The organism is Skermania sp. ID1734 (assembly GCF_007489285.1).
Lineage (GTDB): Bacteria > Actinomycetota > Actinomycetes > Mycobacteriales > Mycobacteriaceae > ID1734.
Map to the genome: position 1 here is coordinate 119,073 of NZ_VLIY01000006.1, position 15,274 is coordinate 134,346.

A 15,274-nucleotide genomic window follows, 5' to 3' on the forward strand; every position below is an offset into this window, starting at 1 on the left:
CGGACACAGTGGTCGGACATCGCGAGGCGACAACTAGAATCGCCGGGTGACCAGCGCAGCCGCAGACAGACCGGAGCTCGAGAAGAACTGGAACCCCAGCGACGTCGAGGAGAAGATCTATCAACGCTGGGTAGACGCGGGCTACTTCACGGCTAATCCGACCAGCACCAAGCCGCCCTATTCCATCGTGCTGCCACCACCCAACGTCACCGGCAGCCTGCACATGGGTCACGCGCTCAACCACACGTTGATGGACGCGCTGACGCGGCGCAAGCGCATGCAGGGTTACGAAGTGCTGTGGCAGCCCGGCATGGACCATGCCGGAATCGCCACCCAGACCGTCGTGGAAAAGCAACTCGCCGTGGACGGCAAGACCAAGGAAGACTTCGGCCGCGAGCTGTTCATCGACAAGGTCTGGGACTGGAAACGCGAATCCGGCGGCACGATCCAGGCCCAGATGCGGCGCATCGGCGACGGCGTTGACTGGAGTCGAGACCGGTTCACCATGGACGACGGCCTTTCGCGGGCCGTGCAGACAATCTTCAAGCGCCTCTACGACGCCGGCCTGATCTACCGTGCCGAGCGGCTGGTCAACTGGTCCCCGGAGCTGCAGACGGCGATCTCCGATATCGAGGTCAAATACGACGAGGTCGAGGGCGAGTTGGTGTCGCTGCGGTACGGCTCGCTACGCGACGACGAGCCGCACGTCATCGTGGCGACCACCCGCGTCGAAACGATGCTCGGTGACACGGCTGTCGCTGTGCATCCGGACGATCCCCGCTACCAGTCACTGATCGGCACCACGCTCGAGCACCCGATCACCGGCCGGCAGATCCCGATAATCGCCGACGAGTACGTGGACCCCGAATTCGGCACCGGCGCAGTGAAAATCACCCCGGCGCACGACCCCAACGACTTCGAGATGGGCCTGCGGCACAACCTGCCGATGCCCAACATCATGGACGAGCGAGCCCGAATCTGTAATACCGGAACGGAATTCGACGGTATGGACCGGTTCGAGGCCCGGGTCAAGGTTCGCGAGCGGCTGGCCGGCGAGGGCCGCGTGGTGGCCGAGAAGCGGCCGTACCTGCACAGCGTCGGGCACTCGGAACGCAGCGGTGAAGCGATCGAGCCACGACTGTCGATGCAGTGGTGGGTCAAGGTCGAATCGCTGGCCAAGGCCGCCTCCGACGCGGTTCGCAACGGCGACACCGTGATTCACCCAACCTCGCAGGAGCCCCGCTGGTTCGGCTGGGTGGACAACATGCATGACTGGTGCATCTCGCGTCAGTTGTGGTGGGGCCACCGCATCCCGATCTGGTACGGCCCCGACGGCGAAACCGTTTGTGTCGGACCCGATGAGACCGCGCCGGAGGGGTGGACGCAGGACCCCGATGTGCTCGACACGTGGTTTTCCTCTGCGCTGTGGCCGTTTTCGACGCTCGGCTGGCCGGAAAAGACGCCCGAACTAGAAAAGTTCTATCCCACTTCGGTTTTGTTCACCGGCTACGACATCATCTTCTTCTGGGTGGCCCGGATGATGATGTTCGGGCTGTTCGTCTCCGGCGACGACGCCATCGGCAGCGAGGCTGTTGGCGGAGGCGGCGTTCAAGTCCCCTTCCGGGATGTGTTCCTGCACGGCCTGATTCGCGACCAGTTCGGCCGCAAGATGTCCAAGTCGCGCGGCAACGGCATCGACCCGCTGGACTGGGTGGATCTCTACGGCGCCGACGCGCTGCGCTTCACGCTGGCGCGCGGCGCCCAGCCCGGTGGCGACCTGTCCATCGGCGAGTCACATGCCGCCGCCTCGCGCAACTTCGTGACCAAGCTGTTCAACGCGGTCAAGTTCGCGTTGATGAACGGCGCCGTGGTCACCGAGTTGCCCGACCGCAGCGAACTCACCGACGCCGACCGCTGGATCCTGGATCGGCTCGATAAGGTGCGGGCCGAGGTCGACGTGGCGTTCGACGGCTACGAGTTCGGCAAGGCCTGCGAGACGCTCTACCACTTCGCGTGGGACGAGGTGTGCGACTGGTACCTGGAGCTGGCCAAGGTTCAGTTGAGCGGTGGTGCGCCCGAATCCACCCGGGCTGGGTCGATGGCCCGGGCTGCAAGCACCCGGGCGGTCTTAGGCAATGTCCTCGACGCCCTGCTGCGCATGCTGCACCCGGTCATCCCGTTTGTCACCGAAGAACTCTGGCGGGCGCTGACCGGGGGCGAGTCCGTGGTGATCGCGGACTGGCCTGCGGCGTCCGGCCAGATTCCCGACGAGCGCGCGGCGATTCGAATCGCCGACCTGCAGCGGCTGATCACCGAGGTCCGCCGCTTCCGCAGCGACCAGGGACTCAAGGACAAGCAGAAGGTCAAGGCGCAACTCACCGGTCTGGACGCCGCCGATCTCACTGGCCACATCGCCGAGTTGGCGACGCTGGCCCGTCTCGACGTCGTCGAGCCGGGTGCCGACTTCTCGGCCACGGCGTCGGTGGAGGTCCGCCTGAGCGGCGCGACAGTCCAGGTCGACGTCGACACGTCCGGCACCGTGGACGTGGAGGCCGAACGGCGTCGGCTGGAGAAGGACCTGGCCGCCGCGCAGAAGGAACTCGCCGGAACCACCGGGAAGCTGGGCAACGAAGCATTCCTCGCCAAGGCGCCGGAAGCCGTCGTGGCGAAAATCAGGACGCGAAAGAACGTGGCGGAAGAGGAAGTCCAGCGAATCACCGCGCGGCTCGAGGAGCTGGCCGGGCGGTGACCACACCTTCCGAACCGGCTGGCCCGGTCGAACTCGCTGAACTGGCGCTGGTCGAAGCTGAGCTCGACAAGCGCTGGCCCGAGACCAAGATCGAGCCATCGACGTCGCGGATTTCGGCGTTGATGGACATCCTCGGCTCGCCGCAGCACAACTACCCGGTGATTCACGTCGCCGGTACCAACGGCAAAACGTCGGTCACCCGAATGATCGACGCGCTACTGCTGGCGCTGCACCGGCGCACCGGCCGCACCACCAGCCCGCACCTGCAGCTGGCCACCGAACGCATCAGCATCGACGGCAAGCCGATCAGTCCCCGGCTTTACGTCGACACCTACCGCGAAATTTTGCCGTACGTGCACATGGTGGACGCGTCCTCGGACATCCCGATGAGCAAGTTCGAAGTGGTCACCGCCATGGCCTTTGCCGCGTTCGCGGAGGCGCCCGTCGATGTGGCCGTGGTCGAGGTCGGTCTCGGTGGCCGCTGGGACGCCACCAATGTGGCCGACGGCCAGGTCGCGGTCATCACGCCGATCGGGCTGGATCACCAGGACTTTCTGGGCCACGACCTGGCCAGCATCGCGGGCGAGAAGGCCGGCATCATCAAGCGAGCGCGCGAGCAACTCATTCCGACCGACACCGTCGCGGTCATCGCGCGCCAGGAACCTGAAGCGCTCGATGTCTTGCTGCGTCAGGCAGTGCAGTCCGATGCAGCGGTGGCCCGGGAAGGCGCCGAATTCGCGGTCTTGGGACGGCAGGTCGCCGTCGGTGGACAGATGCTGCAACTGCAGGGTCTCGGTGGTGTGTACGACGAGATCTTCCTGCCGCTGCACGGCGCGCACCAGGCGCACAACGCGGTGCTGGCGCTGGCCGCGGTCGAGGCTTTCTTCGGGGCGGGTGCGCAGCGTCAACTCGACATCGAGGCCGTTCGGGCCGGGTTTGCCGCGGTAGCGAGCCCGGGCCGGCTCGAACGGGTGCGCAGCGCACCGACGATCTTCCTCGATGCAGCGCACAATCCAGCTGGCGCACAGGCACTTGCTGCCGCGTTGACCGAGGAGTTCGACTTCCGCAAGCTCGTCGGCGTGGTCGCGGTGCTGCGCGACAAGGACGCCGACGGCATCCTGGCCGCGCTGGAGCCAGTCCTCGACGAGGTTGTGGTCACCACCAACGGCTCGCCGCGGGCGCTCGACGTCGAGCAGTTGGCCAACCTGGCCGTGCAGCGGTTCGGCGACGAGCGCGTTGTGGTTGCCGAAACATTGCCCGATGCCGTCGAAACCGCCATCGCGGTAGCCGAAGAGGTGGGCGAACCGGGTGAGGCCGTCTCAGGTGCCGGCGTCGTGATCACCGGATCGGTCGTCACCGCGGGCGCGGCGCGGTCGCTTTTCGGCAAGGAACCGGCGTGAACGAGCGGAGCGAGCGAACCATGGAACACAGCAGCGCCTCGGAAAGTCCCGATACTCCCTTCAACCCACCGGTTCGCGACCCATGGAAGGGCCTGCGCGGGGTCATGGCCGGGACGCTGCTGCTCGAGGCCATCGTCGTGCTGCTCGCATTACCGGTGGTCGGCACCGTCGGCCCCGGTCTGACCTGGGTCTCGGGCGGGTACCTCGTCGTGCTGGCGCTGTTGATGATCGGCGGCGCCGGCGTGCAACGGCGGCCGTGGGCGCCGTATTACAACTTCGCGCTGCAACTGCTCATGATCGCCGCCTGGTTCGCGCACCCGGCGATCGGCGTACTCGGTCTGCTCTTCCTGGGCATCTGGTGCTACATCTACTTCCTGCGGCGGCAGATGCGATTCCGTATCGAGCACGGTCTGCTGCCCGGCCAGCGCGACTAGATTCTCCGAGACAGGCACGGACCCGGTTGGCAGCCATGCCGATGCAGCCCTCTAGGCTGTGCGCCGTGACAGAGCGGACCCTCGTACTCATCAAGCCCGACGGCGTGCAGCGCGCCTGCATTGGCGAAATCATCAACCGCATCGAGCGCAAAGGGCTGACTTTCGCAGCGCTCGAGCTCAAGCACGTGTCCAACGAGCTGGCGAGCGAGCACTACGCCGAGCACGCCGAGAAGCCGTTCTTCGGCTCGCTCCTCGACTTCATCACCTCCGGGCCCGTCGTCGCCGCAGTCGTGGAGGGTCCGCGCGCGATCGCGGCGTTCCGGCAGCTCGCTGGCGGGACAGACCCGGTGGAGAAGGCGGCCCCGGGCAGCATTCGCGGAGACTTTGCTCTCGAAACCGAACAGAACCTGGTGCACGGCTCCGACTCGGCCGAGTCGGCCAAGCGGGAGATCGCGCTGTGGTTCCCGGCTCTAGACGCCGGCTGACGTTTTCTCGCGGGGTTTCGTCCTCGGTGTGAGTCCGGTGCGCCTTGGCTCCGCGCACCGGAGTGGTATGGGATACTGGTCACGGTCGCACCGCACTTGCTTTACGCGGCTGCGACCGGATGACACCACGTTCGATGCCGTCATCGCTGCCAGCGGCTCGGTGCTACCCACCGTGCTGGCACGCTTGATGTCAGCGCTCGGACAAGGAGGGCTTGGGTACAACAGTTTCAGTACCCGCAGCACACGCCATCCAGACAGCCAGGCACCGCGTGCCCTCAGCCCAAACGGACCAGCGCCACACGGACGACATAGAGCACGCGGAGCGAGACCACACAATCTCGCGCCTCACCGGCGCGAGAACACAACGAGCACCCTCGCGTGGCCGCGTCGTCGCCCCTCCCGGGCAAACGCGCCCGGGGGTGGCGAGGAGACCACGTGGCCGACGAAGCGCCGCCCGAGACAACAGCAGATCACAATGTCGGTGGCATCCCTGATCAGCCGGATGCCGGTCAGCAGGACGATGCCTCCGATGCGCCCGCCGACCCTCCGCCGGCCTTGCCGGACCGGATCCGGGTGCATGCACTGGCGAAGCTGATCGGCGTCACCAGTAAGCAGGTGCTACAGGCGCTCAGCGGCCTCGGCGCGGAAGCCCGTAGCGCCCACTCGAGCCTCAACCGCGACGTGGCCGAGTCCGTGCGCGATGCGCTCGTGAAACCGGCGGACGAAGCCGAGCGCTCCGTGGCCGCGGAAGCCTCGCCGGTGGAAGCGCCGCCGGTGGAAGCCCCGACCGCGGAAGCCTCGCCGGTGGAAGCTTCGCAGCAGCCTCCGGAGGAACCCGGGCTGTTCACCAGCGCGCACACCGAAGCGGAGCCAGCGCCCACCTACGACGCTCCGGCGGCCGAGGTGCAGGCGCCGCTCTTCCTGCCGCCGGATGCGGAAGCGATAGCCGAGGCACGCCGCCGGCAGCGCGCTGAGCGGGCCGCGCAAGCGGAAGCCGAGAAACAGCAGGCTGAAGCCGAGAAACAAGCGGAAACCGCCGACAAAAGCGCTGTCGCCGAGGAGAGCGCCGCCGACGAGGGTGCGGCCACTGAAGATTCCGGCGAATCCGAGGGGGAGGCGCAGCCAAGGCGCCGCCGTCGAGGTCGGCGTGGCCGTGGTCGTGGCCGTGGTGAGCAGTCCGGAAATGACTCCGCTGATGAGTCGGCCGCCGACGAATCCGACACGAACGGCGACGATGAGACCGCCTCCGCCGAGGAGGAAGCGTCGGCCGAGTCCGAGACCGACACCGACGAGACCACCGATACCGACGATTCGGACGACTCCACGTCGAGCACCCGTCGCCGTCGTCGGCGGCGCCGACGGAAGGCCGGCGAGTCCAACGGCGACACGGACAACGCCGACGACGACCCGCCCAACACCGTTGTCCACGAGCGTGAACCGCGCAACAAGAACCGTGCCCGGGCGGCTGCCGATGAGGTGCAGGGCATCTCCGGATCCACGCGGCTCGAGGCCAAACGGCAGCGCCGCCGCGACGGTCGTGACGCCGGCCGGCGTCGCCCGCCGATCCTGACCGAGTCGGAGTTTCTGGCACGCCGTGAGTCGGTGGACCGCGTCATGGTGGTCCGTGACAAGAGCTTCCCGACGGATAACGGTCCGTCGGCGCATCCCATCACGCAGGTCGCGGTTCTCGAGGACAAGATTCTCGTCGAGCACTTCGTCACGAGCACCGCGTCGGCGTCGATGGTCGGCAACGTCTACCTAGGGCGGGTACAGAACGTGCTGCCCAGCATGGAGGCGGCGTTCGTCGACATCGGCCGTGGTCGCAACGGCGTGCTCTACGCCGGCGAGGTCAACTGGGAAGCGGCCGGGCTCGGCGGTAAAGAACGCAAGATCGAGCAGGCGCTCAAGCCCGGCGACATGGTTTTGGTGCAGGTCAGTAAGGACCCGGTAGGGCACAAGGGCGCCCGGCTGACCACCCAGGTGAGTCTCGCCGGACGCTTCCTTGTGTACGTCCCGGGCGGCAGCTCCACCGGCATCAGCCGCAAGCTGCCCGACACCGAGCGCAAGCGGCTCAAGGAGATCCTGCGCAAGATCGTGCCCGCCGACGCCGGCGTGATCATTCGCACTGCGTCGGAAGGCGTGAGCGAGGAAGAGCTCGCCCGCGACGTCGAGCGGCTGCAGAAGCAGTGGCACACCATCGAAGAGCAGGTCGCGGCCGCGGAGGGCAAGGGCAGCCCGCTGACTCTCTACGAAGAGCCAGACCTGCTGGTCAAGGTCGTTCGCGATCTGTTCAACGAGGACTTCTCCAAGCTCGTCATCGAGGGGGAGAGGGCCTGGAACACGGTGTCGAACTACATCGGCAAGGTCGCCCCGGATCTGCTGCCGCGGTTGGAGAAGTACGAGCCGAGCGGCGAGAACGCGCCGGACGTGTTCGTTACCTACCGCATCGACGAGCAACTGGCCAAGGCCCTGGACCGCAAGGTGTGGCTGCCGTCGGGCGGCACGTTGGTGATCGACCGCACCGAGGCGATGACAGTCATCGATGTCAACACCGGCAAGTTCACCGGCTCGGGCGGCAATCTCGAAGAGACCGTCACCCGCAACAACCTGGAGGCCGCGGAAGAGATCGTGCGGCAGATGCGGCTGCGCGATATCGGCGGCATGATCATCGTCGACTTCATCGACATGGTGCTCGAATCGAACCGGGACCTGGTCCTGCGCCGGCTCACCGAGGCGCTCGGGCGCGACCGCACCCGCCACCAGGTCTCCGAGGTCACCTCGCTCGGCCTGGTGCAGATGACGCGGAAGAAGCTCGGCACCGGGCTCGTGGAGGCCTTCTCGACGTCGTGCGAGCATTGCCACGGCCGCGGGATCATCGTGCACTCCTACCCGGTGGAGGGCGCAGCCGGTGAGGAGTCGGGCCGGTCGCGGCCGGAGACTTCGCGCAAGCGGCGGGGCCGCGATCGGGGCGCGACGGCCGAAAGCTCGACCAATGGCACCCAAGGGGCCGAGGTCGATGCGTCGGTCAAACGTGCGCACCCGGTCGCCTTGGCGATGGCCGCGCACCTCGCCGAACACGAGCACCACGAGCATGAGGTCACCGAGAGCGAATTGCCGGACGCTGGTGCTACGGCGGCTCCTGCGGTGGCCGAAGCGGCGCCGGCTGTGGTGGCTGAGCCGAGCATGCAGCCACAACCTGAGCCGGAACCCGAGTCTGCCGGGGTGCGTACCCGCGCGCGGCGTCGGGTGGCCCGGGCGACCGCAGCACCGAGCGGCAGCGCCGACGGTGGGCGGATCTTCGTCATCCCGGCCGACGGCGAAGCCGGTCAGGGCACGGATTTCACCCACTTGGAAGAGATTCCGGCGCCGCCGCGGCCACCTCGGCGACGGCGTGCGGCGGGACGCCCGGCAGGGCCTCCCGTCGACGGTGTGGAGTAGAGACGCGGTTTGACCCTGCTGGCGCAAATCCCGTAATCTTGATCGGTCGCTGCCAGCGATAGCGTTGAACCGTGCCCGCTAGGGATTGCACGCACGCCGAAGAGGGCAGCAATACCAAGACCAGTCGCGTGGCGGGGGCGTCATGCGAACCAAGGGCAGGCACTGGCCAGCTGTGATGAGGAAAAGAGGGTAGCCGTCCGATGGCAACGTACGCGATCGTCAAGACCGGCGGAAAGCAGTACAAGGTCGCGGTCGGTGACCTGGTGAAGGTCGAAAAGATCGAGGGCGAGCCCGGCACCGCCGTATCGCTCGACCCGGTCCTGGTCGTTGATGGCGCCGATCTCACCACCGCCGCCGACAAGCTCGCCAAGATCACGGTGTCCGGCGAGATCGTCGAGCAGACCAAGGGCCCGAAGATCCGCATCCACAAGTTCAAGAACAAGACCGGCTACCACAAGCGCCAGGGTCACCGCCAGAAGCTGACGGTGCTCAAGGTCACCGGCATCAAGTAGCCCGAGCTTTCTCAACCCTGGAGGTCAACAAGACATGGCACACAAAAAGGGTGCATCCAGCTCGCGCAACGGTCGCGACTCCAACGCCCAGCGCCTCGGCGTGAAGCGGTTCGGCGGCCAGCAGGTCAACGCCGGCGAGATCCTGGTCCGTCAGCGGGGCACGCACTTCCACCCGGGCGTCAACGTGGGTCGCGGCGGCGACGACACGCTGTTTGCGCTTGCCGCCGGCGCGGTGCAGTTCGGCACCAAGCGCGGCCGCAAGACCGTCAACATCGTTCCGGGACAGGCGCAGGCCTAGCCAGGAAAGTTAGTCCACGCCAGGCGGGCCAGGGTTTACCCCCGGCCCGCCTGTTTTGTTTGCTGTCCCCGTTTCGGCGGTGATCATGAGCATATCGTCGAAGGCAACCCGCGAAACCCAGAGATTTGCTCATGATCAGTGCAGGAAAGTAAGGAACCGACCGTGCCCCGATTCATCGACCGCGTGGTGCTGCACGTCAGCGCCGGCAAGGGCGGCAACGGCTGTGCCTCCGTGCACCGGGAGAAGTTCAAGCCGCTCGGTGGTCCCGACGGCGGCAACGGTGGCCGCGGTGGCGATGTGATCCTTGAGGTGGACGAAGGCGTGCACACGCTGCTGGACTTCCATTTCCACCCACGCGCCAAGGCGGCCAACGGCACTCAGGGCATGGGCAGCAACCGCGACGGCGCAAACGGCGAGGACCTAGTCCTGCGGGTACCCGACGGCACGGTGGTGCTCGATTCGGGTGGCCGGATGCTCGCCGATCTCGTGGGCGTGGGCGCGCGTTTTCGTGCGGCCGCCGGTGGTCGTGGCGGACTGGGCAACGCGGCGCTGGCATCCCGGGCGCGCAAGGCCCCAGGATTTGCGCTGTTGGGCGAGGAGGGCGAGGAACGCGACCTCGTGCTCGAACTCAAGTCGGTCGCCGACGTCGGTCTCGTGGGCTTCCCGTCGGCCGGCAAGTCGTCGCTGGTGTCGGTGCTGTCGGCGGCCAAGCCCAAGATCGCTGATTACCCGTTCACCACCCTCGTCCCCAACCTGGGCGTCGTGTCGAGCGGCGAGACGACCTTCACGGTCGCCGACGTGCCCGGACTGATTCCCGGCGCAAGCGAGGGCCGCGGCCTAGGCCTTGACTTTCTGCGCCATCTCGAGCGCTGTGCCGTGCTGGCCCACGTCGTCGACTGCGCGACGCTCGAACCGGGGCGTGACCCCGTATCCGATGTCGACGCGCTCGAGGCCGAACTGGCTGCGTACAAGTCCGCGCTCGACGCCGACGCCGGGCTGGGCGAACTGTCCGACCGCCCGCGAGTGGTGATCTTGAACAAGGCAGATGTTCCGGATGCTGCCGAGTTGGCCGAAATGGTGACCCCGGAATTCGCCGCCCGCGGGTGGCCGGTCTTCACTATCTCAGCGGTCACGCGGGCGGGCTTGCGGCCGTTGACCTTTGCCCTGGCCGAGTTGGTCGAGCGGTACCGGGCCGAGCACCCGAAGGCGCCGCCGCGCCGCCCGGTCATTCGCCCGATCGCCGTGGACGACACCGGATTCAGCGTGATCGCCGACCCGCAGATTCCTGGCGGTTTCATCGTGCGCGGTAGCCGGCCCGAACGCTGGGTCCGCCAGACGCAGTTCGACAACGACGAGGCCGTCGGCTACCTCGCGGACCGCCTCGCTCGCCTGGGCGTGGAAGAGGAATTGATGAAGCAGGGCGCGGAGGCCGGCGCGACCGTGACCATCGGTGACGTCACGTTCGACTGGGAGCCGCAGACCCCGGCCGGCGTCGACGTGGTGCCCACTGGTCGCGGCACCGACGCCCGCCTCGACCAGGTGCAGCGGGTAAGTGCAGCGCAGCGCAAGCACGCCAGCCGCGTCCGGCGCGGACTGGAAAGCAGTGCCGAGAGTGACGCCGATGTCGACGGACGCTGAGGCGATCAGCCCCGCGCGCCAGGCTATTTCGCAGGCGCGTGGGGTGGTGGTCAAGATCGGTTCGTCGGCGCTGACGAGTTTGGTCGGCGGCCTCGACCACGGTCGCCTCGACGTGCTCGCCGACGCCATCGAGGCCCGCATGCGGGCTGGCTCGGATGTGGTGGTCGTGTCGTCCGGCGCGGTCGGTGCCGGGCTAGCTCCGCTCGGGTTGACCTCGCGGCCAAGGGATCTCGCGACAAAGCAGGCGGCCGCCAGTGTGGGCCAGCTGGCTTTGGCGAACGCCTGGGGAATGTCGTTCGCCCGCTACGGTCGCACGGTCGGTCAGGTGTTGTTGAGCGCCGACGACTTTGCGCGCCGCGAACACCATCGCAATGCCCAGCGCACCCTGGACCGGTTACGGTCGCTCGGCGCGATTGCGATCGTGAACGAAAACGACACGGTGGCAACGGAAGAGCTGCGCTTCGGCGACAACGATAGGCTAGCTGCGCTGGTTGCCCATCTCGTCGGTGCAGACGCGCTCGTGTTGCTCTCCGACGTGGACGGCCTCTACGACGGCGACCCCCGCAAGGGCAACGCGAACTTCATCAGCGAAGTCCGGCGCCGCGCCGACCTGGACGGCGTGATCGCCGGTGCCGGGGGCACATTGGGCACGGGTGGCATGGCCTCGAAGTTGTCGGCGGCGCGACTGGCCGCCGACGCCGGAGTGCCGGTGCTGCTCGCCGCCGCCACGGATGCGGCGACGGCACTGGCGGATGGATCGGTGGGCACCGCGTTTGCGGCACGGCCGAATCGGCTGTCCGCACGTAAGTTTTGGCTGCGGCACGCCGCGGACTCGCGTGGCACCCTGCAACTCGATGCTGGCGCGGTGCGGGCGGTTGCGCAGCGCCGCAGTTCGTTGCTCGCGGCCGGCGTCACCGGCTCGCGGGGCCGGTTCTACGCCGGCGATGTCGTGTCTTTGGTGGGACCGGACGGCGCGATCGTCGCGCGCGGGATCGTCGAATACGACAGCAGTGAGCTGGCCGGGATGCTCGGCCGGTCGACCCGCGAATTGCCCGCCGACCTACGTCGGCCGGTGGTGCACGCCGACGACCTGGTGAAGGTTTAGGGCGCGAGCACGTGCAGGTCGGTGTGGCGAAAGTCGTCGCCCGTGCACAGAATCGGAAGTCCGGTCGCGTCGGCCAGTGCGTACGTAAAGCAATCGCCGAGATTGAGGGCCGCGCGGTGTCGGCCCTTGCCGAACCGGCGCCAGGCCTCGAGTGCGCGTTCGGTCAGTGCGCTGTCAAAGGGCCGGATTGTTATCCGTGCGTCACGCAGCAAGCGATGGGCAATGCCGGTCGATGACGTTCGCCGCGCCTCCAGCACGATGCCCAACTCGACGGCCGTCGGCGCGGAAATGAAACGCTCGCTCGCTTGGCTCAATTGATCTGTAAGCCACTGTCGGGCCGGTTCGTTCGTCATGATTGCGACGAGTGCCGACGTATCGACGACTATCCCGCTCACCCGGGAAGGCCGAGCGCGTCGTAGCCAATGATTTCGTCGGGAGTCCGTTGATCCGACATGTCAGCATCTGCATATTCGGTGATCAGCCGATCGAGGCGGTGCGAAATGTCCATGCGACGCCCTTCGCGTACCCGGTCGAGGCGCTCACGCAGTGCGATCGTCACCGCCTGGGTTATCGACTCCTGCGTCTCGGCCGCGAGCGCGCGCGCGAGTTCGTCTGCTTCCGCTGTCTTGATGCTCAGTGCCACGTCCCAGATTCTAGACTTCTGCTGTCCTATCTAGAAAGGTAGATCCCAAAAATTGTTGCGGCCGATCCCGAGCCGTTCCGGTTCAGCGGTCCGCCGGCCAGAACCCACGCTCCGGTGGTGGGGAGTTCGGCAAGGTTGGTCAGGCATTCCAGGCTGATGCGGTGCTCACCGTAGAGAAGCTTCGACACTGCGAAAGAGTCGTCACCGCCGGCGTCGGGGCTGAACGCGTCGGTTCCGAGTGCTCCCCGGCGGCCCAGGCGGCCGGTGTCGAGCAACCAGCGCACCGCATCGACACCGAAGCCCGGGTGCACCGTACCGAATGCGTCGGTGCCCCAGTGGTTTTCCCAGCCGGTCCGCAGGATTATCGCGGCCTGCTGCGGAATTCGGCCGTGCTGGCGCTCCCACGCACTCAGATCGTCGACCGTGAGCGCATAATCGGCGGCGCAGCCACGGATGTCGATCTTCACGGCAGGTAGGCACAAGTCTTCGACGTCGAGTCGATCGGCGGTCAGTCCGGCCGGGTCGAAATGCGCCGGGGCGCCCCAATGCGTGCCCGTGTGTTCGCCCTGCTGAACGTATTGGAGCCAATAGCCCTCGGTGGCGAAATCCGCCACCGGTTGCAGGCGGAATTCGGGGTCGCCGGGAAACAGCGACGTGGTGGCGGGATCGTTGACGTGCGAGAGGTTGATCAGGCGAAACGGCCGGCTCATGGGAGCAACTGAATCAGGATCTCCGAGCACCCGGCGTCGATCCGCAATGTGGCCAGGTCGTCGCCACGCGTCGGGCCCCGGTTGACGATGGCTATCGGTGTGCCGGCCTTGGCCGCCCGGCGCACGAACCGCAAGCCCGACATCACCGTCAGCGACGAACCGAGAACCAGCAACAATTCGGCCGTGTCCACGGCATCGAAGGCCGAGCAAACACGTTCGCGCGGAACGGTTTCACCGAAATACACGATGTCCGGCTTCAGCATTCCGCCGCACCGCTCGCAGTCGACGACCCGGAACGTCGCCGTGCGGGCAACCACGGCATCGGCGTCCGGAGCGATCTCCACAGCGCTTGCGGCGCCGGCCTTTTCGGCGAAGCCGGGGTTGCGGCGCTCCAGCCGTTCGGCCAGCGCGTAGCGGGACAGCCGGTGACTGCATGCCAGGCAGCGCACCTGCGCGTAGGTGCCGTGCAGGTCGATCACGTTGCGGCTGCCGGCTTTGGTGTGCAGCATGTCGACGTTCTGGGTGATCACGGCTGCAACCCGTCCGGCACGTTCGAGCGCGGCGAGCGCGCGGTGTCCGGCGTTGGGCACCGCGGCATCCATGTGCCGCCAGCCCAGGTGGTTGCGCGCCCAGTAGTGGCGGCGAAACCCGGGGTCGCCGATGAACTGCTGATAGGTCATGGGATTGCGCGGCGGCGAGTCTGGGCCCCGGTAGTCGGGAATGCCGCTGTCGGTGGATATCCCGGCTCCGGTCAGCGCCACAGTCCGACGACCGGCCATCAACTCGCGCAACGTCTCCGCTGGATGGGCCATGCTCACCAGTGAACCGCAGGGGCGGAGATTGCGCACCTGCCGCCGCGACACCGAACAAATGGCTCGCTATCGGCGGCGAATCGTGACCATTTCGTCGTGATCATAGGGGGGCGGCGCGCGGCTTCAGTAGCCCATCACCGGATCGACGCGGGCCAGCAGCTCGCAGCCGTTGACGAATCGTGCAACGTTCGCACCGACGTGGTCGGCGAATGCGCGCCGGCGCAGGCTCGGCGGATTGGAATCGTGCGGCGTGATGATGACGTTGGGCAGATCCCACAGCGGATGTCCATCGGGCAGCGGCTCGGGGTCAGTGACGTCGAGACCCGCGCCGCCGATGACACCGCTGCGCAGCGCCGCGATCAGGGCGTCGGTGTCGAGCAGGCTCCCGCGCGCGACGTTGATCACCCAGGAATGCGGCTTGAGCCGACCGAGCTCGTCAGCGCCGACGAGGTGCCGGGTAGCAGGGGTCGCGGGGGCGGAGATGACGATGTGGTCGGTTTCGGGCCACACTTCGGGCAGCCGGGCGATCGGATAGGTGGCGACCGCGCCGGGCACCGGCTTGCCAGACCGTGACACGGCTATGGCATGGGCGCCGAGAGCGGCCAGCATCGGGATCAGCGTCCGGCCGATGCCGCCCGCGCCGATGATGGTGACGGTCGAATCGCGCAGCGTCCCGATCCGCCCAGCCAGTTCCTGCTGTTGCCACGACCTCGCGCGCAAATGGTCGGGAATGGCGCGAACACCGGCGAGCAGCAGCGCCAGCGCGTGTTCGGCCACCGTCCGCGAATAGGCGCCCGCAGCGGAGGTGAACTGCACGTTCGGGCTTCGTCCGATGACGCCCGAGGTGAAAAAGTCCTCGACCCCCGCGGCTGCGAGTTGGACCCATTCGATGTTTGCGCCCAGATCCGGGAAGCCCTCCGCGCCGGCCAACCACACCAGGCCGCGCGCTGAGTCCAGATCGGCCAATTCGCCACCGGCGCGCACGATCGCCTCGGCAACATCCGGATCGGCGCTCGGCTCCAGCGCAATCGAGTTGGCCGTCATCTGGAA

General features: G+C 67.2%; 14 protein-coding genes. 9 read left to right on the forward strand and 5 right to left on the reverse strand.

The annotated features are described in order from the left end of the window. Positions 1-46 precede the first annotated feature (46 nt). From FOS14_RS09310 to proB, 9 genes are all read left to right on the forward strand, one after another. Complete coding sequence (locus tag FOS14_RS09310; RefSeq protein WP_143770014.1) at positions 47-2,749, forward strand: valine--tRNA ligase; 2,703 nt, start codon at positions 47-49, stop codon at positions 2,747-2,749. Further along, positions 2,746-4,149, forward strand: coding sequence for a folylpolyglutamate synthase/dihydrofolate synthase family protein (locus FOS14_RS09315; RefSeq protein ID WP_143770015.1), 1,404 nt, complete (start codon positions 2,746-2,748; stop codon positions 4,147-4,149). The genes FOS14_RS09310 and FOS14_RS09315 overlap by 4 nt, the downstream gene beginning before the upstream one ends. A gap of 20 nt (positions 4,150-4,169) precedes the next feature. Then, positions 4,170-4,583, forward strand: a complete 414-nt coding sequence (locus FOS14_RS09320) for a DUF4233 domain-containing protein (protein ID WP_143770179.1) — start codon at positions 4,170-4,172, stop codon at positions 4,581-4,583. A 65-nt stretch (positions 4,584-4,648) separates the two neighbouring features. After that, positions 4,649-5,068, forward strand: coding sequence for a nucleoside-diphosphate kinase (gene ndk / locus FOS14_RS09325; RefSeq protein ID WP_143770016.1), 420 nt, complete (start codon positions 4,649-4,651; stop codon positions 5,066-5,068). Between the two features lie 435 nt (positions 5,069-5,503). After that, positions 5,504-8,506 (forward strand): translation initiation factor IF-2 N-terminal domain-containing protein, encoded by a 3,003-nt coding sequence (locus tag FOS14_RS09330; protein WP_143770017.1) that lies wholly within the window; start codon positions 5,504-5,506, stop codon positions 8,504-8,506. Positions 8,507-8,706: 200 nt separating this feature from the next. Continuing rightward, positions 8,707-9,018 (forward strand): 50S ribosomal protein L21, encoded by a 312-nt coding sequence (gene rplU / locus FOS14_RS09335; protein WP_143770018.1) that lies wholly within the window; start codon positions 8,707-8,709, stop codon positions 9,016-9,018. A gap of 34 nt (positions 9,019-9,052) precedes the next feature. Beyond that, the gene (gene rpmA, locus FOS14_RS09340; RefSeq protein WP_143770019.1) at positions 9,053-9,316 is read left to right on the forward strand and encodes a 50S ribosomal protein L27; all 264 of its coding nucleotides are present in this window, start codon (positions 9,053-9,055) and stop codon (positions 9,314-9,316) included. Between the two features lie 162 nt (positions 9,317-9,478). Next, positions 9,479-10,954, forward strand: a complete 1,476-nt coding sequence (obgE, locus tag FOS14_RS09345) for a GTPase ObgE (RefSeq protein ID WP_143770020.1) — start codon at positions 9,479-9,481, stop codon at positions 10,952-10,954. After that, positions 10,938-12,059, forward strand: a complete 1,122-nt coding sequence (gene proB / locus FOS14_RS09350) for a glutamate 5-kinase (protein WP_185981700.1) — start codon at positions 10,938-10,940, stop codon at positions 12,057-12,059. Before obgE ends, proB begins: the two co-directional genes overlap by 17 nt. On the opposite strand, the gene FOS14_RS09355 is transcribed toward proB, so the two are convergent. The 5 genes from FOS14_RS09355 to FOS14_RS09375 form a co-directional block, all read right to left on the reverse strand. Beyond that, a complete protein-coding gene (locus FOS14_RS09355) occupies positions 12,056-12,454 on the reverse strand; it encodes a type II toxin-antitoxin system VapC family toxin (RefSeq protein WP_255450194.1) in 399 nt (132 codons plus the stop codon). The two genes, proB and FOS14_RS09355, sit on opposite strands and share 4 nt — an antisense overlap. Then, complete coding sequence (locus FOS14_RS09360; protein WP_143770021.1) at positions 12,451-12,702, reverse strand: type II toxin-antitoxin system VapB family antitoxin; 252 nt, start codon at positions 12,700-12,702, stop codon at positions 12,451-12,453. Before FOS14_RS09360 ends, FOS14_RS09355 begins: the two co-directional genes overlap by 4 nt. Before the next feature lie 26 nt (positions 12,703-12,728). Further along, positions 12,729-13,412 carry a cyclase family protein gene (locus FOS14_RS09365; RefSeq protein WP_143770022.1) on the reverse strand — a complete coding sequence of 228 codons (684 nt, stop codon included), beginning with the start codon at positions 13,410-13,412 and terminating at the stop codon, positions 12,729-12,731. Continuing rightward, positions 13,409-14,224, reverse strand: a complete 816-nt coding sequence (locus tag FOS14_RS09370) for an NAD-dependent protein deacetylase (protein ID WP_143770023.1) — start codon at positions 14,222-14,224, stop codon at positions 13,409-13,411. The genes FOS14_RS09365 and FOS14_RS09370 overlap by 4 nt, the downstream gene beginning before the upstream one ends. 123 nt (positions 14,225-14,347) lie before the next feature. Further along, positions 14,348-15,268: a D-isomer specific 2-hydroxyacid dehydrogenase family protein gene (locus tag FOS14_RS09375; RefSeq protein ID WP_143770024.1), complete on the reverse strand. Its 921-nt coding sequence runs from the start codon at positions 15,266-15,268 to the stop codon at positions 14,348-14,350. Between the last annotated feature and the right edge of the window lie 6 nt (positions 15,269-15,274).

Coding starts and splice junctions, on each gene's coding strand:
- FOS14_RS09320 (WP_143770179.1), top strand. CDS start 4,170: ATGGAACACAGCAGCGCCTCGGAAAGTCCCGATACTCCCTTCAACCCA.
- rplU (WP_143770018.1), top strand. CDS start 8,707: ATGGCAACGTACGCGATCGTCAAGACCGGCGGAAAGCAGTACAAGGTC.
- rpmA (WP_143770019.1), top strand. CDS start 9,053: ATGGCACACAAAAAGGGTGCATCCAGCTCGCGCAACGGTCGCGACTCC.
- proB (WP_185981700.1), top strand. CDS start 10,938: ATGTCGACGGACGCTGAGGCGATCAGCCCCGCGCGCCAGGCTATTTCG.
- FOS14_RS09365 (WP_143770022.1), bottom strand. CDS start 13,412: ATGAGCCGGCCGTTTCGCCTGATCAACCTCTCGCACGTCAACGATCCC.
- FOS14_RS09370 (WP_143770023.1), bottom strand. CDS start 14,224: ATGGCCCATCCAGCGGAGACGTTGCGCGAGTTGATGGCCGGTCGTCGG.
- FOS14_RS09375 (WP_143770024.1), bottom strand. CDS start 15,268: ATGACGGCCAACTCGATTGCGCTGGAGCCGAGCGCCGATCCGGATGTT.